At 68.5% G+C, this 20,651-nt stretch carries 17 protein-coding genes; 6 read left to right on the top strand and 11 right to left on the bottom strand.

Going from position 1 to position 20,651, the window contains the following annotated elements:
- Positions 1-142 precede the first annotated feature (142 nt).
- Positions 143-2,824, top strand: a complete 2,682-nt coding sequence (locus BM066_RS16070; RefSeq protein WP_089929560.1) for a bifunctional acetate--CoA ligase family protein/GNAT family N-acetyltransferase — start codon at positions 143-145, stop codon at positions 2,822-2,824.
- Positions 2,825-2,958: 134 nt separating this feature from the next.
- Here the strand turns inward: BM066_RS16070 and adh are convergent, their stop codons facing one another.
- From adh to BM066_RS16055, 3 genes are all read right to left on the bottom strand, one after another.
- Entirely contained in the window at positions 2,959-4,476 is a 1,518-nt protein-coding gene (gene adh / locus BM066_RS16065; protein ID WP_089929558.1) for an aldehyde dehydrogenase, read from the bottom strand.
- A 126-nt stretch (positions 4,477-4,602) separates the two neighbouring features.
- Positions 4,603-5,523 (bottom strand): GAF domain-containing protein, encoded by a 921-nt coding sequence (locus tag BM066_RS16060; protein ID WP_369823249.1) that lies wholly within the window; start codon positions 5,521-5,523, stop codon positions 4,603-4,605.
- 226 nt (positions 5,524-5,749) lie between these two features.
- On the bottom strand, positions 5,750-6,547 hold the full coding sequence (locus BM066_RS16055; protein WP_089929554.1) for a universal stress protein: 798 nt from the start codon (positions 6,545-6,547) through the stop codon (positions 5,750-5,752).
- Positions 6,548-6,726: 179 nt separating this feature from the next.
- Here BM066_RS16055 and BM066_RS16050 point away from each other — a divergent pair, with 179 nt between their 5' ends.
- Both BM066_RS16050 and BM066_RS16045 read left to right on the top strand, forming a co-directional pair.
- Complete coding sequence (locus BM066_RS16050) at positions 6,727-7,398, top strand: helix-turn-helix domain-containing protein (RefSeq protein WP_089929552.1); 672 nt, start codon at positions 6,727-6,729, stop codon at positions 7,396-7,398.
- A gap of 41 nt (positions 7,399-7,439) precedes the next feature.
- Complete coding sequence (locus tag BM066_RS16045) at positions 7,440-7,952, top strand: pyridoxamine 5'-phosphate oxidase family protein (RefSeq protein WP_089929550.1); 513 nt, start codon at positions 7,440-7,442, stop codon at positions 7,950-7,952.
- Positions 7,953-8,028: 76 nt separating this feature from the next.
- On the opposite strand, the gene BM066_RS16040 is transcribed toward BM066_RS16045, so the two are convergent.
- From BM066_RS16040 to BM066_RS16020, 5 genes are all read right to left on the bottom strand, one after another.
- Positions 8,029-8,880, bottom strand: a complete 852-nt coding sequence (locus tag BM066_RS16040; protein WP_089929548.1) for a universal stress protein — start codon at positions 8,878-8,880, stop codon at positions 8,029-8,031.
- 25 nt (positions 8,881-8,905) lie between these two features.
- Positions 8,906-11,389, bottom strand: a complete 2,484-nt coding sequence (locus BM066_RS16035) for a cation-translocating P-type ATPase (RefSeq protein WP_089929546.1) — start codon at positions 11,387-11,389, stop codon at positions 8,906-8,908.
- A gap of 39 nt (positions 11,390-11,428) precedes the next feature.
- Positions 11,429-11,758, bottom strand: coding sequence for a hypothetical protein (locus BM066_RS16030; RefSeq protein WP_089929545.1), 330 nt, complete (start codon positions 11,756-11,758; stop codon positions 11,429-11,431).
- A gap of 82 nt (positions 11,759-11,840) precedes the next feature.
- Complete coding sequence (locus BM066_RS16025) at positions 11,841-13,481, bottom strand: MBL fold metallo-hydrolase (RefSeq protein WP_089929543.1); 1,641 nt, start codon at positions 13,479-13,481, stop codon at positions 11,841-11,843.
- A 76-nt stretch (positions 13,482-13,557) separates the two neighbouring features.
- Entirely contained in the window at positions 13,558-14,004 is a 447-nt protein-coding gene (locus BM066_RS16020) for a host attachment protein (protein WP_089929541.1), read from the bottom strand.
- 125 nt (positions 14,005-14,129) lie between these two features.
- On the opposite strand from BM066_RS16020, the gene BM066_RS16015 reads away from it, so the two are divergent.
- Both BM066_RS16015 and BM066_RS16010 read left to right on the top strand, forming a co-directional pair.
- Complete coding sequence (locus BM066_RS16015) at positions 14,130-14,717, top strand: NAD(P)H-dependent oxidoreductase (protein WP_089929539.1); 588 nt, start codon at positions 14,130-14,132, stop codon at positions 14,715-14,717.
- Between the two features lie 236 nt (positions 14,718-14,953).
- Positions 14,954-16,288: an NRAMP family divalent metal transporter gene (locus BM066_RS16010; RefSeq protein WP_018061227.1), complete on the top strand. Its 1,335-nt coding sequence runs from the start codon at positions 14,954-14,956 to the stop codon at positions 16,286-16,288.
- 55 nt (positions 16,289-16,343) lie between these two features.
- Here the strand turns inward: BM066_RS16010 and BM066_RS16005 are convergent, their stop codons facing one another.
- The 3 genes from BM066_RS16005 to BM066_RS15995 all read right to left on the bottom strand — a co-directional run bounded on the left by BM066_RS16005 (position 16,344) and on the right by BM066_RS15995 (position 19,902).
- Positions 16,344-17,339, bottom strand: coding sequence for a zinc-dependent alcohol dehydrogenase family protein (locus tag BM066_RS16005; RefSeq protein WP_018061228.1), 996 nt, complete (start codon positions 17,337-17,339; stop codon positions 16,344-16,346).
- 383 nt (positions 17,340-17,722) lie between these two features.
- On the bottom strand, positions 17,723-18,973 hold the full coding sequence (locus BM066_RS16000) for an MgtC/SapB family protein (RefSeq protein WP_089929537.1): 1,251 nt from the start codon (positions 18,971-18,973) through the stop codon (positions 17,723-17,725).
- Between the two features lie 161 nt (positions 18,974-19,134).
- Positions 19,135-19,902 (bottom strand): SDR family NAD(P)-dependent oxidoreductase, encoded by a 768-nt coding sequence (locus BM066_RS15995; RefSeq protein WP_026176377.1) that lies wholly within the window; start codon positions 19,900-19,902, stop codon positions 19,135-19,137.
- Between the two features lie 390 nt (positions 19,903-20,292).
- Between BM066_RS15995 and BM066_RS15990 the strand changes: the two genes are divergently transcribed.
- Positions 20,293-20,651: FecR family protein (locus tag BM066_RS15990; RefSeq protein WP_255367621.1), on the top strand; the 359-nt coding region annotated here is incomplete at its 3' end.

The raw sequence follows: 20,651 nt of genomic DNA, 5'->3' as shown, positions 1-20,651 counted from the left end.
CCCTCGCGTCGCGGCTTACAAACCGGTTCAGCGAGGTTTGAGCCGAGCCAAATGCGGGATTCTACGAATGGCGCGGAAGGGGCGTGACGGGTCATTTGGCGCTGACCGCCCGCCATGACGGGTCCCGACAGCTGAGGCCGCCATGTCGCTGTACAATCTTGCTCCCCTGCTCTCCCCGACCTCGGTGGCGGTGATCGGCGGCTCCGATCGTCCGGGCTCCGTGGGCCAGGTGGTCGTCGAAAACCTGTTGTCCGGCGGCTTCGCCGGTCCGGTCTACCTGGTCAATCCGCGCCCGCTGTCGGTGGCCGGCACGACGTGGTCGGCGACCATCGCCGATTTGCCCAAGCCGCCCGAACTGGCCGTGGTGGCCGTCCCGGCCGCCGCCGTTCCCCAGGTGGTCGCCGATCTCGGCGCGGCCGGGACCAAGGTCGCCGTGATCCTCTCGGCGGGCCTGACCGAGGCCAATGGCCTGCGCCGGGCCATGCTGGACGCCGCCAGGCCCTCTGGCCTGCGGATCATCGGACCCAATGGCCTGGGCCTGCTGGCGCCCCGCGCCCGGCTCAACGCTTCCTTCGCCCGCGGCGCGCCCGGCCCCGGGGGCCTGGCCCTGATCTCCCAGAGCGGCGCCCTGGTGAGCGGCGTGATCGATTGGGCCAATACCCGCCAGCTTGGCTTTTCAGGGATCGTCTCGGTGGGCGACATGGCCGAGGTCGATCTGGGCGACCTGATCGACCTCTTCGCCGCCGATCCCCACACCGACGCCATCCTGCTCTATGTCGAGGGCGTCACCGACGCGGCCAAGTTCATGTCGGCGGCTCGCGCCGCCGCGCGGATCAAGCCGGTGATCGCCTTGAAGGCCGGGCGCAACGCCGCCAGCGGCAAGGCCGTCCGCTCCCACACCGGCGCCCTGGCCGGCGCCTACGATGTCCACGCCTGCGCCTTCGAACGGGCGGGCGTCGTCCAGGTCGAGACCCTGACCGACCTCTTCGACGCCGCCGCGGTGCTGCGCGCCGGTCGGAGCTTGGCGGGCGAACGCCTGGCCATCGTCACCAATGGCGGCGGAGCCGGAATCCTGGCCCTGGACGCCGTGGCGTCGAGCGGCGGCGTCCTGGCCGAACTCGGGCCGCAGACCTTGGACCGCCTGAACGCCGTCCTCCCCGCCGGCTGGTCACATGGCGATCCGGTGGACTTGATGGGCGACGCCCCGGCCGAGCGCTATCGCCTGGCGCTCGACGCGGTGCTGGCGGACGCCGGGGTCGACGCGGTCCTGGTCATGAACTGTCCCACCGCCTTGTCCAAGCCGGGCGACATCGCCCGGGGGGTGGCCGCCAGCATCGTGGCCGCCCGCGGACGCGGCCTACACAAGCCGGTGATCGCCTGCTGGTTGGGCGACGCCAACCAGGACGCCGCCGGACCGATCCTCAGCGCGTCCGGCGTGCCGATGTTCGGCGCGCCGGACGCCGCCGCGCGAGCTTTCGGCCATCTCCTCGCCGCTCGTCGCGCCAAGGCCAACCTGATGGCCGCACCGGCCCGCCACGATGCACGAGTCGGCGACCGCGCCGCGGCTCTGGACTTGATCCGAACCGCAAGGTCGCAGGGCCGCACCCTGCTCAACGAGGTCGAGGCCAAGGCCTTGCTGAACGCCTATGGCGTCGCCACCGTCCCGACCCGATTGGCGGCCACGGCCCAGGACGTCGCCAGGCTCTGCGCTGAGCTCACCCCGCCCTACGCCGTCAAGATCGTCTCGCCGCAGATCAGTCATAAGTCCGACGTCGGCGGCGTCGCCCTCGATCTCCCGAACGCCGAGGCCGCCGGCGCGGCCGCCGCGGCCATGGCCGCCCGCATCGCCAATACCTGCCCTGACGCCGTGTTCGCCGGGTTCGCGGTGGAAACCATGATCCCCCTGCGGCGCGCCCACGAACTTATCGTCGGCCTCGCCCAAGACGCCACCTTCGGTCCGGTGCTGATGGTCGGGGCTGGCGGCAAGGCGGTCGAAGTGCTCAGGGATCGCGCGCTGGGCCTGCCGCCCCTCGACGGCGACCTGGCGCACGCGATGATCGCCAAGACCCGGATATCGCGCCTGCTGACCGGCTATCGCGACGAACCCCAGGCCGATATCGCCGGGGTGGCCGCCGCCCTGGAAGCGCTCTCGGCGATCGCCGTCGACCTGCCCGACATCGTGGAGCTGGACATCAACCCCTTGCGCGTCGACGCCTACGGTGTCCTGGCGCTCGACGCCCGCATTGTCATCACCCAGGATGCTGACCCCAGGTCGCGCCTGGTCATCCAGCCCGTGCCCACGGAATGGGCCGCCGATCTGCGGACCCGAAGCGGCCTGGCCTTCCATGTCCGACCGGTGCGTCCCGACGACACCCCGGCCGTAGCGGCCTTTTTCGCGCGGCTCGACGCCGAGGACCTGCGACTGCGGTTTCTGTCGCCCCTGCGCACGGTTGACGCCGAGCGACTGGCGTTGATGACCCAGGTCGACTACCGCCGCACCATGACCTTCCTGGCCTTCGACGCCGATCGCCAGACGGTCATCGCCACCGCCATGCTGGCCTCGGGCGCCGATCCCGAGCGCGCCGAGGTCGCCGTCACCGTGCGCAGCGACCTTAAAGGCCATGGCCTGGGCTGGACCCTGCTCGACCACGTCCTGGCCTATGCGCGCGCCCGCGGCATCAAGGTCGTGCATTCGCTGGAAAGCGCCGACCATGTCGCCGCCCTTCAGCTCGAGCACGACATGGGCTTCACCGCCCGGATTTGCCCGGACGACACCAGTCTGCGGATCGTCGAACGTCGGATTGACGCCAGCATCGGCACTTAGGTTCGATCGGCGCCTTCGCCCGCAGTGACTCGCCAAGGCCGCGCGGAAGGTCGGCTCCGCCAGAGCCGTCAGCGAGGAGCCCCTGATTGAGCGGCGGCGTCGGAGTGACCGGCGCCGCCTCAAGACGAGCGGGACTAGAAGAAACCGAGTTTCTTGGGGCTGTAGCTGACCAGCAGGTTCTTGGTCTGCTGGTAGTGGTCGAGCATCATCCGATGGGTTTCCCGGCCGATGCCCGAAGACTTGTAGCCGCCGAACGCGGCGTGGGCGGGATAGGCGTGGTAGCAGTTGGTCCAGACCCGGCCCGCCTGAATGGCGCGGCCAAAGCGATAGCAACGGTTGGCGTCGCGGCTCCAAACGCCCGCGCCCAGGCCGTAGAGGGTGTCGTTGGCGATCGCCAGGGCTTCCTCGTCGGTCTTGAAGGTGGTCACCGACAGCACGGGGCCGAAGATCTCCTCCTGGAAGATCCGCATCCTGTTGTGGCCCTTGAACACGGTCGGCTTGACGTAGAAACCGCCAGCCAGATCGCCCGGCAGGTCGGCACGCCCGCCCCCAGTCAGAAGCTCGGCGCCTTCCTGGCGGCCGATCTCGATATAGCGCAGGATCTTCTCCAGTTGCTCGCCCGAGGCCTGGGCTCCGATCATCGTGGCCGGGTCGAGCGGGTCGCCTTGGACTATGGCCTCGACGCGCTTGAGGGCGCGCGCCATGAAAGCATCGTAGATGTCTTCATGGATCAGCGCGCGGCTGGGGCAAGTGCAGACCTCCCCCTGGTTCAGGGCGAACATCACCAGACCTTCAATGGCCTTGTCCAGATAGTCGTCGTCCTCCGCCATCACGTCCTTGAAGAAGATGTTCGGCGACTTGCCGCCCAGCTCCAAGGTCACCGGGATCAGGTTCTGGCTGGCGTACTGCATGATCAGCCGGCCCGTGGACGTCTCGCCGGTGAAGGCGATCTTGGCGATGCGTGGGCTGGAGGCCAGGGGCTTGCCGGCCTCCAAGCCAAAGCCGTTGACGATGTTGAGCACGCCAGGCGGCAGAATGTCGGCGATCAGCTCGGCCAGGACGAGGATCGACGCCGGGGTCTGCTCGGCGGGTTTGAGCACCACGCAATTGCCGGCCGCCAAGGCCGGGGCCAGTTTCCAGCAAGCCATCAGCAGCGGAAAGTTCCAGGGGATGATCTGGCCGACCACGCCCAGCGGTTCGTGGAAATGATAGGCGACGGTGTCGTGGTCGATCTCGGAAACACCGCCTTCCTGCGCCCGGATGCAGCCGGCGAAATAGCGGAAGTGGTCGATGGCCAGCGGCAGGTCGGCGGCCGTCGTCTCGCGGATCGGCTTGCCGTTGTCCCAGGTCTCGGCGGCCGCCAGCAGCGGCAGGCTTTCCTCCATGACCTCGGCGATGCGGTTGAGCAGATTGGCGCGCTCGGTCACGCTGGTCGCGCCCCAGGCGGCCTTCGCGGCGTGGGCGGCGTCCAGGGCCATCTCCACGTCGGCCGCGTCGGACCGGGGAACCTCGCACAGGACGCGGCCATTGATCGGCGAGCTGTTCTCGAAATAGCGACCCGCGACGGGCTCGACCCATCGGCCGCCGATGAAATTGCCGTAGCGCGTCTTGAACGGCGGCTTGGCGGTGCGCGTGAACTGCGGCTTGGTCATGACTTCCTCCGGATCGCGCCGTGTTCGGCGTCGCCGAGGAAGGATTGGCCTGTCGTCGCCGGTTGTCAGTCCCCTCGCCAACGAAGGCCGCCCGCGACTGCCGCAAGTCTGCGACAGAAAGCGCCCTCAAGCGCGCCGATGCAGGCCCAGGCGAGCCAGCTTGCGATGCAGGGTGGCGCGGCTGATGCCCAGCGCCTTGGCGGCGGCCGAGACATTGCCCGAGGTGCGCGCCAGGGCCCGCTGCAGGCCCGAGCGCTCCAATTCGCCCAGATCCTCGCCACGATCCTCGTCGGGAAACAGCAGGGTGTCGGCGGGCAACGGTTGGGCCAGTCGGGCGTCGGTCAGACCGTAGGCCAGGCGCGCCGCCCGCGTGGCGCCGACCACCAGGTCATCGCGATCCACGGCCAGAAGGCCGCCGCCCCGCTCCGGATCGCCGGCGAACAGCACGCGCGCCTTGGGAAAGGCCCGGCGAAAGTTCTCCGCTTCGATCCGCCGGGCGGCGTCGGCCACCGCCGCGGCGATCAGGCCGACAAAGCCCTCGGTCAGATCCGCCCGGCAGGACGAAACGTCGAGCGCCGCGGCCAGGCGGCCCTGATGATCATAGATCGGCGCCACCGTGCAGCTCAGGGCGGTGTTGCGGGCGTGAAAGTGCTGGTCGCGGTGGATGGTCAGAGGCCGTTCCTCGGCCAGGCAGGTGCCGATGCCATTGGTGCCCTCGGCCTCCTCGCTCCACACCGACCCGGTCCACAGTCCCCAACGATGGAAGGTGTCATCGTCGGAGTCCACGCCGCGCCGGTCGACCGGGACGCCGTGGTGGTCGGTGAACAACACGCAGCAGCCAGTTGAACCGACGGCCAGGAACAAGCGGTCGAGATTGGCCTGGGCGGCGTGCAGCAGCGGCTCGATCCGCTCACGGGCCTGGCGCAGCTCGTTCGCGCCGAGGGTGCGAGGCGCGCCGGTGTTTTCAGGATCAAGCCCATACCAGGTCGACGACCGCACCCAGGAGGCCGCGAGGGCCGAGCGGGCCGCGGCCGAACGATCGGACACTACCGCCAAGACGTGATCGCCATGGCTCGACCTGCGTGGCCCGGACATCGAACTCCCTCCTGGACCGCCCCTCGCACCGATCATCCGCTCTTGGCGCGACGGCGACAACACGCCGGATCGCACCAGCCGCTCGCCGAGGCGAGGGTCGGGGACATCCGCGCCGGCCAGGATCGATCGACGGCCGGGCCGCTGATCAGGTCGCTCCGGCTTGAGAGCGCGCCGGACATCAGCGCCCCAAGAGCAAGGGCAGTTGCGCCGCGTCCAGCATGCGTCGCGTGACGCCGCCAAACAGCTCCTCCCTGAGGCGTCCGTGGCCGTAGGCGCCCATCAGGCAATAGCCGGCGCCCGCGGCGGCGCACGCTTCGAGGATCTGGGCGTCGGGCTTGCCGCCGTCGGCCGGAATGCGCCGGATGGTGGCGTGAATCTCGTGACGCGACAGATAGGTCGCGGCCGCCTCCGCCGGAGCGCCCTCTTGGTCGCCCACCGTGAAGAGCTCGACCGAGGCGGCCAGCTTCAGCAGCGGCGCGCCGGCCCGAAGGGTCGCCATCACCGGCGGCGAACCGTCCCAGGCGACCACAACCGGGCCGGTGACGTCGATGCCGCGGACATGGTCGGGAACCGCGACCACCGGGCAACGGGCCTGTGTGGCGATATTGCTGACCACACCGCGCGGCTCCACGTCGAGCAGGCGGTCGCGCTTGCAGTTGACGACGATCAGATCGGCCAGACCGGCCTCGCGCATCAGGCATCGCGTCACGTCGCCGGTGGCGTCGATCCAGTCCCACGGCGTTTGCTCATGGGCCAAGCGGGTTTCCACGGCGATCCGGTTGGCCGCCTCCGTCTTGCGCTCCTCGGCCAGGATCATCGCCTGGGCCGCGCCGTCGACGTCGCCGGCGAAGTCGGCGATCGGCGTCACGTCCACGCATCGCAAGTGCCCGCTCAAGGCTCGAGTGAGATCGAGGGCCGCCTGCAGGCGCGCCTCCTGACCGGCGTCATCGTGCACGAGCAGCAGGACCGTCTTCATTGTCGCCTCCGTGACGTCCGAAGCCGACACGCTAGGCGCAGGATTCTCGCCTCGATATCCGGGTTTGTACGGAGGACAGGAAGCCCGCGTCCGGCTGGAGTCGCGACTACGTATACATCCCAATGGGCGGCCAAGCGCCGTTCACCTATCCCTGCAGCTACCACTCAGGGAGACGTGCGATGTCCATGCCAGCTCTTCTGCGAGATCGCGCCGCCGTCGCCACGTCGCCCGCCCAGGTGATTTCACCCGTAGAGATCTTCGGCGCGATCGGCGTCGCCATGACCTATGTCGACGGGGAGGAAATTTACGCCCAGGACGAGGAAACCGACATGGTCTACCAAGTCCAGCACGGCGCGGTCCGCGCCTCCCGTCTGCTCGGAGATGGGCGCCGGCAGATCGCCGGCTTCTACTATCCCGGCGACCTGTTTGGCCTGGAAACTGGCCCCACGCACCGCGCCTCGGCCGAAGCCCTGTGCGACAGCCGAATTCTCGTGGCCAAGCGCTCGGTCCTGAAACACTACGGCGAGGCGGGCGAACGCCTGGAGCGGCTGATCTGGTGCGCCACCGGCCAGGAACTGGGCCGGGCCCACGACCACATGATGCTGCTGGCGCGAAAGAGCGCCTATGAACGGGTGGCGGGGTTCCTGTCGGATGTCGCCCAGCGCCAGGGCGCGACCTGGAACGAACTGGCGATGAGCCGCCAGGACATCGCCGATCATTTGGGCCTGACCATCGAGACCGTATCGCGGATGATCACCCAACTGCAGGCCGACAGCCTGGTGGCCTTGGACGGCTGCCGGCGGTTTCGGGTCGTCGCGCCCGGTCGATTGGCCGACCTGGTCGCGACCTGAACCGCTCAGGCCAAGCCGCGCGAAGTCCGTAGGAGGACCTCATGGCTCAAGACCAAGTCTTTCCACCCGCCGAGCCCAAGCCGCCCGGGTCTCCCGAGGCCAAGGTCAGCGCGATCCTGGCGCGTCATCACCTGATGAGCGTGGCGACGCTGCGCCCCGACGGTTGGCCGCAGGCGACCATGGTGAACTATCTCGCCGACGGACTGACGCTCTACTTCCTGGTGGCGCAGGACAGCCAAAAGCGAGCCAACATCGCCGCCGACCCTCGCGTCTCGATCGCGATCGGCGGCGACGACGACGGTCCGCCGCAGGGTCTGTCGCTCGCCGGCCAGGCGACCCAGGTCGACGATCCGCTTTGGGTCAATGCGCTCAATCGTCGGATCTGGGGAACCCCCGAGTTCGCCCGCTTCGAGCCCCATCCCTCCAGCCATGCCGTCGCCCTGCTGCGGTTCAAGCCGCAATGGGTGTCGTTGATCGACTATGGATCGCCCCCCGGACGGATTCAGCAGTTCACCGTGCGGCGAGATTGGCGCCTCGAACCCGCCGAGGCGTAGTCGCGGCGCGGATCGTTGCCCAAGGGCCTCGTGGAGGTGGGAGGACCCCAAGACGGCGGCGGTCGGCGGCCCCGCTTCAGGCGTGCGCCATCCAGAGCGCGGTCGGCGGCGCGTGCAGGAGGTGTTCAGTGGCGCCGCCGAGCACGAAGTCGCGAAGCCGCGAATGGCCGTAAGCCCCCATCACCAAGAGATCGGCGTCGACCTGACGAACATGGCGTTCGATAACCACTCCGGCGGAGCTATGGTCGGACGCCAACGTCTTGGCGTGGGCGGTGACGCCATGGCTGCGCAGGTGGCGCACGACATCCTGCCCCGTCTGGTCGTCGACCCCGGGCTTGTCGCCGCTGATGGTCAGCACCGTGACGGCGTCGGCCTTGGCCAAGATCGGAAGACTGTCCGCCAGAGCGCGCGCGGCGCCGGCGCCGCCGTCCCAGGCGATCACAACCCGCGCGCAACCGCTGGCGCGCGCCTCGACGGCCGTCTCGTCCAGGATCAGGGTCGGACGGCCGGAACCGAAGACCACGGTCCTGACGACGGCCTGTTGTTCGTCGAACCGCCCGCTGAGCGGCACGATGCACAAGTCCCGGGTCCGCGCCATCCGGGCGACGTGTTCGCCGACGTCGTAGAGGTGAGCGCGATGCGTCTGGACGAGAAACTCGACCTCGGCGCGCAGGGCGCTGGCGGCCGCCTGAGCCAGCACATCCTGCCCCTGGCGATGGGACTTGGCTTCCTCGGCGCGCGCCAAGTCCGTCAGCCCGATCAGATAGTCGGCGATCTTGTTGCTGTGAACGGGGATCTGGATATCGACGGCCAGGGCTGTCAGCGTCGCCTGCAGATGCCGCGCCCACCAGACGCCGCGCTCGATCACGGCGAGCGGGGTCGGCTCCGGATAGCTGTCCAGCTGGAGGAGAATGTCCTTGAAAGCCATTGGAAAGCTCCTTTCGACCGCCATTTCAACCGTCGTCGCGCCTACGGCGTTGATCTGGATCAGGTCGCCGCATCATCCTCGGCAGCCAGGCCCAGCCGGCCGCCGCGCCGCCCGCGGCGACGCAGATCGCCGCGAACCCCGCCGACGGCGTCGCCATGCGAAACAACGCCGCCAGACCCGGCGTCAACAACACCGCCAGCAGGATGGCGCCGGCCGCTCCAGCGATCGTCCAGAAGATCCAGCGCCGCGCATCCAGCAGGCGTCCGTCGCTCGCCGTGGCGTCGGTAATGGCCAGGGTCAAATTGCCGATCACCAACGACGCGAAGGCGCCGGCCCGCGCCTGGGTGGCGGGCATCCACGTCAGGCCCCACAGATAGAGCGCCAGCACTGCAGCCAGGATGACCATCCCCTGCAAGGCCCCAAGGACGATCTGCCGCGCGCCAAACAGGCTCGCCCGGGGCGAGCGCGGCGGTCGCTTCATACTATTGCGATCGCTGGGTTCGCCTTCGAAGACCAGGGAGCACACCGGATCGATGATCAGTTCTAGAAACACCACCTGCACCGGAAACAGCATCGGCGGCGCGCCGAGCAGCACCGGCGCCAGGGCCAGGCCGGCGATCGGCACGTGGATGGCGGTGACATAGGTCAGGGCGCGCCGCAGATTGTCATAGATCCGTCGGCCTAGCCGGACGCCGCCGACGATCGAGGCCAGGCTGTCGTCCAGCAGGATCAGATCGGCGGCTTCACGGGCCACGTCCGTCCCTCGCCGTCCCATGGCGATGCCGATATGCGCCGCCTCCAGAGCCGGCGCGTCGTTGACGCCGTCGCCGGTCATGGCGACGATCTCGCCACTGGCCTTCAGGGCTTCGACCAGAGCCAGCTTCTGTTCGGGCCGCACGCGCGCGAAGACGCGAACCTCGGCCAAGCGCGCGCGCAGCGCCGCCCGGTCGAGTCGCGCGATGTCCTCGCCGGTCAGGACGCCCGCACGCACGTCGAGGCCAGCCTGGCGCGCGATGTTTAGGGCCGTCGCCGGATAGTCGCCGGTGATCATCATCACCTTGACGCCGGCCTCCCGCGCCTCGCGCACGGCGCCGGCCGCGTCGGCTCGCAGCGGGTCGACGAATCCAACCAAGCCGCGGAAGGCGAACCTGACGGCTTCGGGCTCGTCCGGCGCGTCACCGCCCCCGTCCGCCTCGGCGACGGCCAGCACGCGCAGGCCTTCGACCGCCAAGGCTTCAAGCGCCGCGCGGATGGGCCCGGTCTCCTCGGCCGCCAGACGGCACAGGGCGAAGATCGCTTCCGGCGCCCCCTTGGCGGCCAGCAGCAGGCTCTGGTCAGATCGGCGCCAGGCCTGAACCACGGCCATGCGCCCCGTCCGCAGCGGCCAACACCGTTCGAGGCGCGAGTCCGCCGGCGGGTGCGCCAGGGCGACGAGCGCGCGGTCCATCGGATCGACCGGCCGCGGGGCGCAGGCCAGGCTCGCGGCGACCAATAGCGGATGCGGATCGGAAGCGTCCTTGGCCGAAGGCGCGCACCGTGCGCCCTGCGCCCAGAGCGCGGCGACGCTCATTCGGTTCTCGGTCAGGGTTCCGGTCTTGTCGACACAAAGCACGGTGGCCCCGCCGAGGGTCTCGATCACAGCGCCACGGCGCACCAGAACATTGTGCCGGCCAAGCCGCCATGCGCCCAGAGCCAGGAAAACGGCCAAGACCATGGGAAACTCTTCGGGGATCATCGCGATCGCAACCGTGATGCCGGCCAAGGCGGCCTCCAGCCAGTCGCCGCGCATCAAACCGTATGTGACGATGACCAGAAGGCAGAACAGGCCGGCGGCCAAGCCGAGCCACCCCACCAGCCGCGTGATGGCCTTCTGCAGCGGCGCCGGAGCGGTCTCCAGCATCGCCAAGGCCACGCCGATCTTGCCGATGGCGGTTCGGGGGCCCGTGGCGCTCACCTCGGCCACCGCCTGGCCCGAGACGACCAGCGTACCGGCGAAGATCGCGCCGGACCGGTCGCCCGCCAAGCCCGGCGCACGCTGAACGGGAACGGATTCGCCTGTGAGCGCGGCCTCGTCGATGGTCAGCAGTTCGCCATCGATCAGCTGGCCATCGGCGGGCACGCGTTGCCCCTCGCCGACCAGGATGACGTCGCCAGGCACGAGCGAACGCGACGGGGCCGAGCGCTCGACCCCATCGCGAACCAGTCGCACCATGGGCTCGGCCAGGTCGCGCAGCGCCTGGAGCGCCCGTTCGCTGCGCGCTTCCTGGAACACGACTTGGACGATGGTGGCGACAGCCGCCAGGGTCAGCAGCAGGCCTTCGGCCAGATCGCCGAGCGCCAAGTACAGACCTGAAGCCGCCAGGAGCAGGCCAAACATCGGTTCGCGGATAGTCGCCAGAACGATCTGCGCCACCGAACGCGTGCGCGGCGGATCGATCTGATTGGGGCCGACGAGGGCGAGGCGACGAGTCGCCTCGCCCTCGTCCAAGCCCTTGGTGCGATCCGTCATGGGCGTTCCCGCCTCACCGGGACATGGGATGCGACCAGGCTATGCGGCGCGGGAACGATGGGTCACGGCATAGGTGATGAGGCTAGCGGCCGCCGCGGCGACCAGAGCCGCAGCGGCCGCGGCGGCGGCCACGGCTTCACTGGGATGGCGCCGGATTTGTCGCTCCGTCGCGGTCTCGAGGCGATCGAGCTTGGCCTGGACATCGCCGACGAGTTCAATGGCCGAATGGCCCAGCGCCACCGCGCTCACGGAAACCGCGTCGCTGGCGTCCTGCCCCAGGTGGTCGACCATGGTCTTGAGGTGATCGGTGACGTTGTCAAAAGCGTCACGGCCGTCGCGGGCGAGTGTCTTCATCTTGCGAGCTGACATTGTCTTTCCTTGAAAAAAGCGGGGTGGATGACACCCCCACAACGCGCCCTCTCGCGGCGACGCGTCTTGACCTGGGTCAAGTTCACTCGAACGGATCCTGTCCCGCGTCCGGGATTGACCGAGGCTTCCCGTCACCGAGCTGTCCACCGACAACGGCGCTCAGGCGGCGCAGCAGCGCCTCGCGGGCGGCGTCGTCCCCAGCCCCTTCGAGGGCGGCGTTGAGCGCCATCTGAAAGGCGACCCGGTGATTATGCCAGTCGAGCTTGGCCGCGGCGTGGGGCGGCAGCCGGACGGGCGACGGCCGCCTGGGCGTCGCGGCCCCCTCGGTGAGGTCGAAGGCGTCGTCCAGGTCCGGGATCAAGACGGAGCCGGCGTCGAAGCCAGCGGCGATCAGCCGATCGCGCAGTCCGGCGGCGGCGTCCGGCTCCCCGTGGGCCAGCAGAATTGAACCGCTGACCGGAGCACGATCGAGCGCCCAGCGCGTCAAGCCCGCCGCGTCGGCATGAGCCGAATAGGCGTCGAGCTTGCGCACCCGCGCGCGAACCCGAACCTCGTCGCCCTGGATGCTGACCCGCGGCGCGCCGTCAGCGAGCAGCCGTCCCAGCGTGCCGGCCGCCTGGAAACCACAGAGCAGCACGGTCGCTTCCTTGCGCCACAGCAGCCGCTTGAGGTGTTTGCGCACCCGGCCCGCGTCGCACATGCCGCTGGCGGCCAGGATCACATGCCAGCCGGAGAGACGCTCCAAGCCGTCGCTGTCCCAGGGCTTGGCCAGGAAGCGCAGGTGCTCGGAGGGCTGGACCGGCTCGAACGGGTTTCGCTGGAGGGCGGGATTCCAGCCTCGCTCAAGGAACACCTTGGACGCTTCAATGGCCAGCGGCGAGTCGAGGAAGATGTCGCCGCGCGGCGCGTCCCCGTCTTCCATCAACTGCAGCAGGTCGACCAGGAGCTCCTGGCTGCGTTCCAGCGCGAAGGCGGGGATGAGCAGCGGCCCGCCCGCGGCGTGGGCCGCCTTGAGCTCCTCGGCCAAGACCGCGCGGCGGGCGACGCCGCTGGCGGCCACGCGTTCCCGGTCGCCGTAGGTGGATTCGAGGATCAGATGGTCGACGCCCTTGGGACCTTGCGGGTCGGCGACGAAATCGCTCCCGCCAGAGCCGAGGTCCCCGGAGAACAACAGACGCTTCTCGGCGCCGGCGACGCCGACAATGACCTCGATGGAGGCCGAGCCCAGGATGTGGCCGGCCTCCCAATAGACCGCCGAGATTCCGGGGGCGACCGTCACCGGCTCGCCCAGCTTGATCTTCCGAAACTGTTTCATGACCCGGGCTGCGTCGGCCGCGGTGTAGATCGGTTCGACGGGCGCCAGGCCCCGTCTCTGGTTGCGCCGATTGAGCGCCGCCACCTCCCCTTCCTGGATGCCGCCCGCGTCGGCGAGCATCACCGCGCAAAGGTCGCGCGTCGCCGCCGTCGCATAGATCGGCCCCTCGAAGCCCGCGAGCATCAGCTTGGGAAGCAGGCCGCAATGGTCGACATGGGCATGGGTAAGCAGAACAGCGTCGACCTGACTCGGATCGAAGGGAAACTGGCCATAGTTCAGCGCCTTGAGGGTCTTTGATCCCTGGAACATGCCGCAATCGACCAGGATGGTGGCGTCCTGTGTCTGCAGGCGTGCGCACGAGCCGGTGACGCAGCCGGCGGCGCCGTGGAAGGACAGGATCGGGGTCATGATGGACTCTCGCGGGGATAGGTCCGATCGGACGCGGCGCGAACCGGCGAGCAAATTGGAAAGATGACAGGCCGGCTCACGGCGCGCTGCGCCGCAGCCCGCGCACGGCCTCGCGCAGGGCCTCGGCGTCCGCATCGACCCGATCATGGGCCTGATCGAGCGCCAACCGTCGGCGCAGGGCTGTTGGCAGCGCCTCGCGCAGCATGCCCAGGGCGCGAGGCGGCGCGAAGACGATCAAATGGTCGAAACGGTGTTCGTCGACGAGGTGGGCCAGCCGCGCGCCGAGCCGGGTCAGGAAATCACGGGCGCTCTTGTCGGCGGCGGTGATCGTGGCGACGCCGTGGATCGCATGGCCCATCCGATCATGGACCGCGCCGGAACCGGGATGCGGAAAGACCCTAGGCTCCAGGCCGGCCAGCCATTCGGGATGTTCGGTCAGGGACCCGCCGCGGCGCGGCTCCTCGAAGAGCCGAGCCCGACCGCCGTCGGCCGCCACCACCAAGGTTCGTTCGTCCGTGATCATCGTCGCCTCCTGAAGCCGACAGGATCGGCCAGGCTGCATCCGGTTCCCTGATCTGGATCAATTTGGCGGCCGCCCCGGCAACTAGTCTCCCTTGGTCAGCATGTCGCTGTTTGGGAGCCGCCCCCATGAAACACGCCGTCATCCTCGCTCACCCCAAGCCCACCAGCGTCTGCGCGGCCATCGCCCGGACCTGTGTCGAGCACCTGCGCGCCACCAACCACACCGTGGTCCTGCGTGACCTCTATGCGCTGGATTTCGACCCCCGCCTCAAGGCCGAGGAACTGCCGTCGCCGTCGGGCGCGCATCCGGCCGCGGACGTCGTCGCCGAACGGCAGCTGCTCGGCGAGTCCGACAGCTTCATCTTCGTCTATCCCTTCTGGTTCAATGCGCCGCCCGCCATCCTCAAGGGCTATGTCGATCGGGTGTTCAGCATGAGCTTCGGCTATGCGCCAGGTCCGAGCGGCACGGAATCGCTGCTCGACGACAAGACCCTGCTCAGCTTTTCGACCTCCGGGGCGCCCGAGGACTGGGTGAACACCACCGGGGCCTTGCAGGCCCTGATGACGGTCTTCGACCTGCACCTGTCGGGGGTCTGCGGCTTGCGAGTCGTCGACCACAAGCACTTCGGCTCGATCGTCTCCAACATTACCGCCGAGTCCGTCGCCAACGTGCTGGAGCAAGTTCGCACGCGTCTGGACGAACTCTTTGAGTAGGCCCCTGGCGTGACGTTCAGCATGATTCCGTTCGACAACAACCGGCAGACCGGCGCGCCGTCCTGTCAATTGGCGGCCCTCGACCAGGGGCGGCTCCATCGGCGCGCCTTCTGCTCGAGTTCGCCAGAGCCTGCGAGGCGACCGCTTGAGGCCGTTTCTCTCCAGAGCAAACCCTCTGAAGGTCGCCCACGGGTCGAATTTGGTTCTTCGGCGCCCACCGTCGGCGGGAGCTGTCCATGAACGATCGCGCCGAAGCCAAGGTGCAACCAGCCGCCGATCACTTCGTTCGGCCTCCCTCCCTACATCCCAATGTGCACCGGCTTCGGCGGGCCGCGCTCTTCCAGCGGCTGGGACCGGGCCTGATCACCGGGGCGGCGGACGATGACCCGGGCGGCATAGCCACCTACTCCCAGGCCGGCGCCCAAATGGGTTTGCAGATGCTCTGGACCGTGCCGTTCAGCTATCCGCTGCTGTCCGCGATCCAGATGATCAGCGCCCGTATCGGGCGGGTGACTGGCCGTGGGCTGGCGGCGAATCTGGGCCGCGTGTTCCCCCGTCCGATCGTCACGGTCCTCGTGGGGTTGCTGTTCATCGCCAACGTCGTGAACATCGGCGCCGACCTTGCGGCAATGGGTTCGGCGGCGAAACTGGTGTTGGGCTGGGGCCAGCACACGTTCACCGTGCTCTTCGCGGCGCTCTCCCTGGCGCTGCAAATCCTCATCCCCTATCACCGCTATGTCCGCTACCTGAAGTGGCTGACGCTCGCGCTGTTCGCATATGTCGGCGTGGTCTTCACCGTGCATATCGATTGGAGCCAGGTCGCTCTTCGTACGGTGGTTCCGCAGTTGGCGTTCACAGGGGCGACCGTCACCATGGTCGTTGCCATCTTCGGCACGACCATCAGCCCCTACCTGTTCTTCTGGCAGGCCTCCGAAGAGGTGGAGGACGAGGAGGCCGACCCGACGACCGGCCCATTGCTGGCCCACCCGGAACAGGCCCCAGAGCAGCTCAGCCGCATCCGCTGGGACACCTATGTCGGCATGGGCTTCGCCCACCTGATCGCCTTCTTCATCATCCTGACGACGGCCGTCACCCTAAATTCGGCCGGCGTGACCGATATCCAGACCTCCGCCGAGGCCGCCCAGGCGCTGAAACCCATCGCGGGGACGCTGGCCTTCCTGCTGTTCAGCCTGGGCATCATCGGCACGGGCCTGCTCGCGGCGCCCATCCTGGCCGCATCGGCGGCCTATGCGATCAGCGAATCTCAAGGCTGGAAAATCGGACTTGAACACCCGGCGCGCGAGGCCGTGGGCTTTTACAGCGTGATTGGCCTCGCCACGATCCTGGGACTCGCCGTGGACTATTCGCCCCTGGACCCGATCAAGGCCCTGTTCTGGAGCGCGGTGCTAAACGGTGTGATCGCCGTGCCGATCATGGCGGCGATGATGGTGGTGGCGTCTCGCCGCCATGAGATGGGACAGTTCGTAGCGACGCTAGGACAGCGCATCTTCGGCTGGCTGGCGACTGCGGTCATGGCCGTTGCCGTGGTCGCCATGTTCGCATTGCGGTGACCGGTTCTAGGTTGGTCGCGATCAACGCGCGGGCGGATGTCATCCACCGGCCTGTCTATGGCGGCGGATTGATCTGCAGCACCGCCGCCCCTGTGAAGGCTCCGCCACGCAAGTCGGCGAGCGCTTGGCCGGCCTGTCGAAGACCGTAGATTCTGAGGTGGGGCCGTACGCCGGCGGCGGCGGCGCGCGGCAGATAGTCCTGGGCGTCGGCGCGGGTGAGGTTGGCCACGGAGACCAGGGTTCGCTCGCCCCACAGGTCGGCGTAGTCCAGGGCGGGGATCTGGCTCATATGGATTCCCGCGCACACCACGGCGCCGCCCTTGCGGACCGCCCGCAAGGCGAGCGGCACGAGCGCGCCGACCGGCGCGAACAGGATGGCGGCGTCCAGCGGTTCGGGCGGCGCCGCGTCCGACGCCCCTGCCCACAGGCAGCCCAGGTCGAGCGCGAGGTCCTGCGCGGCTAGGTCGCCGGGCTTGGTGAAGGCGTAGACCTTCTGCCCCTCGGCGATCGCCAGTTGGGCCAGGAGATGGGCGGCGGCGCCAAAGCCATAGAGGCCCAGCCGATCGACGACTCGCCCCTCCATCGCCTTGCGCCAGGCGCGAAAACCGATCAGACCGGCGCAGAGCAACGGCGCGGCTTCGAGATCGCCGAGACCATCGGGCAGGACCGAGCAGAAGCGCGCATCGGCGACCGTCATTTCCGCGTAGCCGCCATCGCGCGTCCAGCCTGTGAACTGGGCGTGATCGCAGAGGTTTTCCGCGCCCTGGCGACAGAATCGGCAACGCCCACAGGCGCCGCCAAGCCACGGGACACCAACGCGCTGACCTAGAGCCAGGCTCGTGACGCCCTGCCCGAGCGCCTCCACGACGCCGACGATCTCATGTCCCGGAATGACGCCGTCCGGCGTGGGAAGGTCGCCGTCCAGAAGATGAAGATCCGTGCGGCAGACGCCGCAGGTGCGCACGCGAAGCAGAACCTCGCCTGGGCCGGGCCTTGGCGCGTGACGGAGGGCGGGCGTCAGGTGGCCGCCCTCCAGGACCATCGCCAGCATGTCAGGCGCCGACCTTGGAGCCCAGAGTCTGGGTGGCTTGCTGGGTGAAGGCCGGCAGCAAGGATTTGTCTTGAGCAGTCATGGATGGATCTCCATCAGGACGAAGGCATGCGCCTGACGCGCGGATCATTCTTCCGCCTTGTCGTCGCCCGGGGATTGATCTCGATCACTTTGTGCGCGGCCAACTGCTCCTGGGACCGCATCCCGCTCAGGCCAGGACCATCCAGTCCATCATCAAACACCCGCCGCCTCCAAAACGTCGCCGCCTTCCCGCCCCCCGAGGGAAGCTTCCAGCGCCATGGCGCGATCACTCTTGATCCGCTTCAATTTCGGGCTCAGCCGCAAGACGACGCGATGGGGCCGGCCGGTCGCGACAGGATGCGCTAGGCCCATCTCCAGACGCCGGCCGCGGCGCCCAGCGCCAGCAGGGTTCCCGTCGAATAGAGACCGCCAAAGCGCCAACCGCCCACGACGCAGGCGATGACCATCTTCGAAAAGCTGTCGACCACGGCCGCCAGCAGCACCGCCTGGCCGGCGACGCCGATGGCCATGCCCCCCGCCGTCATGCGGGCGGCCGCCAGGGTGACCGCATCGGCGTCGACCAGGCCGCCGAGCGCCGCCACCGGTAGAAGGCCGGAAGGACCGTAGAGACCGGCTGCGACCCTTGACGCCGCCATGATGACGCCGAGCACCAGGGCGAACTTCAGCACCAGGGCCAGCTCAAAGGGGCTCTTGGCCGGAGACGGCGACGACGATGCGTCGCCGCTCGACGCGAAGACGGTCGCCCCCAGGCCAAGGACCGTCGACAGGGCGGCGAACACGCCAAGCGGCGCCGACAGCGACCAGAACAACGGCGGCCAGAGCGCCAAGGTGATGGCGCCCAGCCGGACCGCCATGATGGCGCCGGCCACCAGGGCCGCGCCCGCCAGGGCGAGGGGTTTGGAGACCTCCTTCTGCAGTCGCGCCAGATAGAAGGTCACCGCCGTCGAGGAGATCAGCGCGCCGGCCGCGCTGGCCAGCAAGGCGCCGCGCGCCGGTCCCCACACCTTGATCGCGGCGTAGGCGACAAAGGAAATCGCCGCCATGGCGATGGTCAGCACCCAAAGTTCGGCGAAATTGACCAAGCCATAGGGTCCAAAGGGGCGGTTTGGCAGAAGCGGCAGGGCCACGAAGGTCATGGCCAGCAGAACCAGCGCGTCTCGGAGTTCGGGCCAGGTCAGACGCTTGAGCCAGGTGTGCAGCACCTCCTTGCCCGCCAGCAGGGCAGCGACCGCCACGGCCGCGGCGGCGGCGACCCGCTCGTCGCCGAGCACCGCCAACGCCCCGAGCCCGAAGGTCAGCAGGCCGGCGACGACGGCGGTGGCCGAGTAGTCGTTGTCGTCGCGTTGTTCTCGCTGCTTGAAGAGGATGAAGGCCGTCGCGAAGGATAGGCCGAGCGTGGACATGGCCCAGCCGCCCAGGGTCTGGCTCAGCATCCCAGCGACCCCGCCGAGCAGGCCCGACAGGGCGTAGGTGCGTAAACCCGCGGCGCGGCCCCCTTCGGTGACGTCGCGCGCCCGCCAGCCCCGCTCGATGCCGATCAGGAAGCCGATGGCCAAGGCCAACCCAAGCCGCTCGAAGGGCTCCACCGCCATACCCGATCCTCTTCCACTGTTCCGAGGCCTCGCGACACCTGTCCAGAATGCGCCGCGAGGGGCTGGCCGCAACCCGGCATGGAGCCCCGACCATCCTCCGCCGCTTCCGGATCGTTCTCTCGCCGTCGTCGACCGTCAGGGTCCGACATGCGGGCCTGACCTCAGCGGGCCGTATATCCGCCGTCGATGACCAGCTCCGAACCGGTCACGAACTTGGCTTCGTCGGACGCCAGATACACAGCTCCCCAGGCGATATCGTCGGCTTCTCCCATATGTCCGAGCGGATGAAGCGCATCGGCGGCCTTGCGGCCCGTCTCCAGATCGCCCTGAGCGCTCAGGTGATGCTCGACCATCGGCGTCCAGATGAAACCGGGGTGGATGGAGTTCACGCGAATTCGATCGCCGGCGTAGATGAGCGCATCGGTCTTGCTCATCAACCGAACAGCGCCTTTCGACGCGTGGTATGCGGGGACATCCGGCGCTCCCACCAGTCCATAGATGGACGACAGGTTGATGATGCTGCCACCGCCCGCGCGTCGCAAATGCGGAATGGCGTGCTTGGTGCAGAAGAACACGCCCTTGACATTGATGGCCTGGACCCAGTCCCATTCGGCTTCGGTCACCTCATGCGTCGGCTTGTTGGCTCCCGCTACGCCGGCATTGTTCACCAGCACATCGATGCGGCCGAAGTACTCGGCCACCTCGTTGATCGCCTGCGCCACTTGGGTTTCGTTGCTGACGTCGCACCGCCAGTAGCGCGCCGCCCTGCCTGAGGCCGTGATTTCGGCGACCATCGCGGCGCCCTGGTCGTCGAGCACGTCGAAGATAGCGATCGAAGCGCCTTCCTCCGCCATTCGCAGCGCGGTGGCTCCGCCAAGCCCGAGCGCCGCGCCCGTAACGATCGCGACCTTGTTCTTAAGCCGATCCATCGGCTTCATCCTTCGGATAACCGACGCCGCCGAGAGAGAACGTCTGCTTGTTGCAGGCGCTCGGCGCTTTTCGGATTTCATCACGCTCTACTGTCCCTCTCCAGCGCGACGCCACATTGATACAGCTCAAGTATTTTGCGCCGCGACAAGCTGGTCAAAATGACCGCCCCACGGGTTGGTGGGCGGGTGAAATCGGATCGGAAGCGCCATGGCCATCGAGCTGGCCTCAGGCCGCTCCCCAACCATCGGATGAGCTGCTTGGTTGCGGCCTCGCCACGAGCGCACGACGCGATTATGAACGATCGGGGCAGCGGTCGCTGCAGGACTGAGCGCACGGCGAAAATTGCCGATACCGCTCAGGGCCGCGGGAACCGAACACCCCTGCCGCGCATGGCGCCGTCGTCCAGCATCATCACTTTCAACAGGACCGGTCTCCAGGTTCTGACGCGCCTTGGCGAGACCCGTGAGGTCGCGCTGGCCGATGGCACGCACATCCGAATGGACGCGGCCTCGATCCTGAAGGTCCAGCTGGGTTGGCGCGCGCGGCGCATTCAGATGGACGACGCCCAGGCGACCTTCGACGTCGCCAAGGATCCGAACCGCCCCTTCCTGATCTCGGTGGGCGACCAGCAGGTCCGCGTCGTGGGCACCGAGTTCAACATCCGCCACTATGACAAGACCGTGCGGGTGACCGTCCGTCGCGGCGTCGTCGAGGTGCGCCAGCCCGCCCTGGGCCCGACGCCGGTGGC

It is taken from the genome of Caulobacter sp. UNC279MFTsu5.1 (assembly GCF_900114015.1).
Taxonomy (GTDB): Bacteria; Pseudomonadota; Alphaproteobacteria; order Caulobacterales; family Caulobacteraceae; genus Caulobacter.
The sequence above is the reverse complement of the archived record's forward strand: the minus strand, read 5'-3'. Positions and strand labels throughout refer to the sequence as shown.

Bases quoted from the DNA above. Each gene is read 5' to 3' on its own strand.
- BM066_RS16035 (WP_089929546.1), bottom strand. From the start codon at position 11,389: ATGACGGATCGCACCAAGGGCTTGGACGAGGGCGAGGCGACTCGTCGC.
- BM066_RS16050 (WP_089929552.1), top strand. From the start codon at position 6,727: ATGTCCATGCCAGCTCTTCTGCGAGATCGCGCCGCCGTCGCCACGTCG.
- adh (WP_089929558.1), bottom strand. From the start codon at position 4,476: ATGACCAAGCCGCAGTTCACGCGCACCGCCAAGCCGCCGTTCAAGACG.
- BM066_RS16045 (WP_089929550.1), top strand. From the start codon at position 7,440: ATGGCTCAAGACCAAGTCTTTCCACCCGCCGAGCCCAAGCCGCCCGGG.
- BM066_RS16000 (WP_089929537.1), bottom strand. From the start codon at position 18,973: ATGGCGGTGGAGCCCTTCGAGCGGCTTGGGTTGGCCTTGGCCATCGGC.
- BM066_RS16070 (WP_089929560.1), top strand. From the start codon at position 143: ATGTCGCTGTACAATCTTGCTCCCCTGCTCTCCCCGACCTCGGTGGCG.
- BM066_RS16040 (WP_089929548.1), bottom strand. From the start codon at position 8,880: ATGGCTTTCAAGGACATTCTCCTCCAGCTGGACAGCTATCCGGAGCCG.
- BM066_RS16015 (WP_089929539.1), top strand. From the start codon at position 14,130: ATGAAACACGCCGTCATCCTCGCTCACCCCAAGCCCACCAGCGTCTGC.
- BM066_RS16010 (WP_018061227.1), top strand. From the start codon at position 14,954: ATGAACGATCGCGCCGAAGCCAAGGTGCAACCAGCCGCCGATCACTTC.
- BM066_RS16020 (WP_089929541.1), bottom strand. From the start codon at position 14,004: ATGATCACGGACGAACGAACCTTGGTGGTGGCGGCCGACGGCGGTCGG.
- BM066_RS16005 (WP_018061228.1), bottom strand. From the start codon at position 17,339: ATGCTGGCGATGGTCCTGGAGGGCGGCCACCTGACGCCCGCCCTCCGT.
- BM066_RS16025 (WP_089929543.1), bottom strand. From the start codon at position 13,481: ATGACCCCGATCCTGTCCTTCCACGGCGCCGCCGGCTGCGTCACCGGC.
- BM066_RS16030 (WP_089929545.1), bottom strand. From the start codon at position 11,758: ATGTCAGCTCGCAAGATGAAGACACTCGCCCGCGACGGCCGTGACGCT.
- BM066_RS16055 (WP_089929554.1), bottom strand. From the start codon at position 6,547: ATGAAGACGGTCCTGCTGCTCGTGCACGATGACGCCGGTCAGGAGGCG.
- BM066_RS15995 (WP_026176377.1), bottom strand. From the start codon at position 19,902: ATGGATCGGCTTAAGAACAAGGTCGCGATCGTTACGGGCGCGGCGCTC.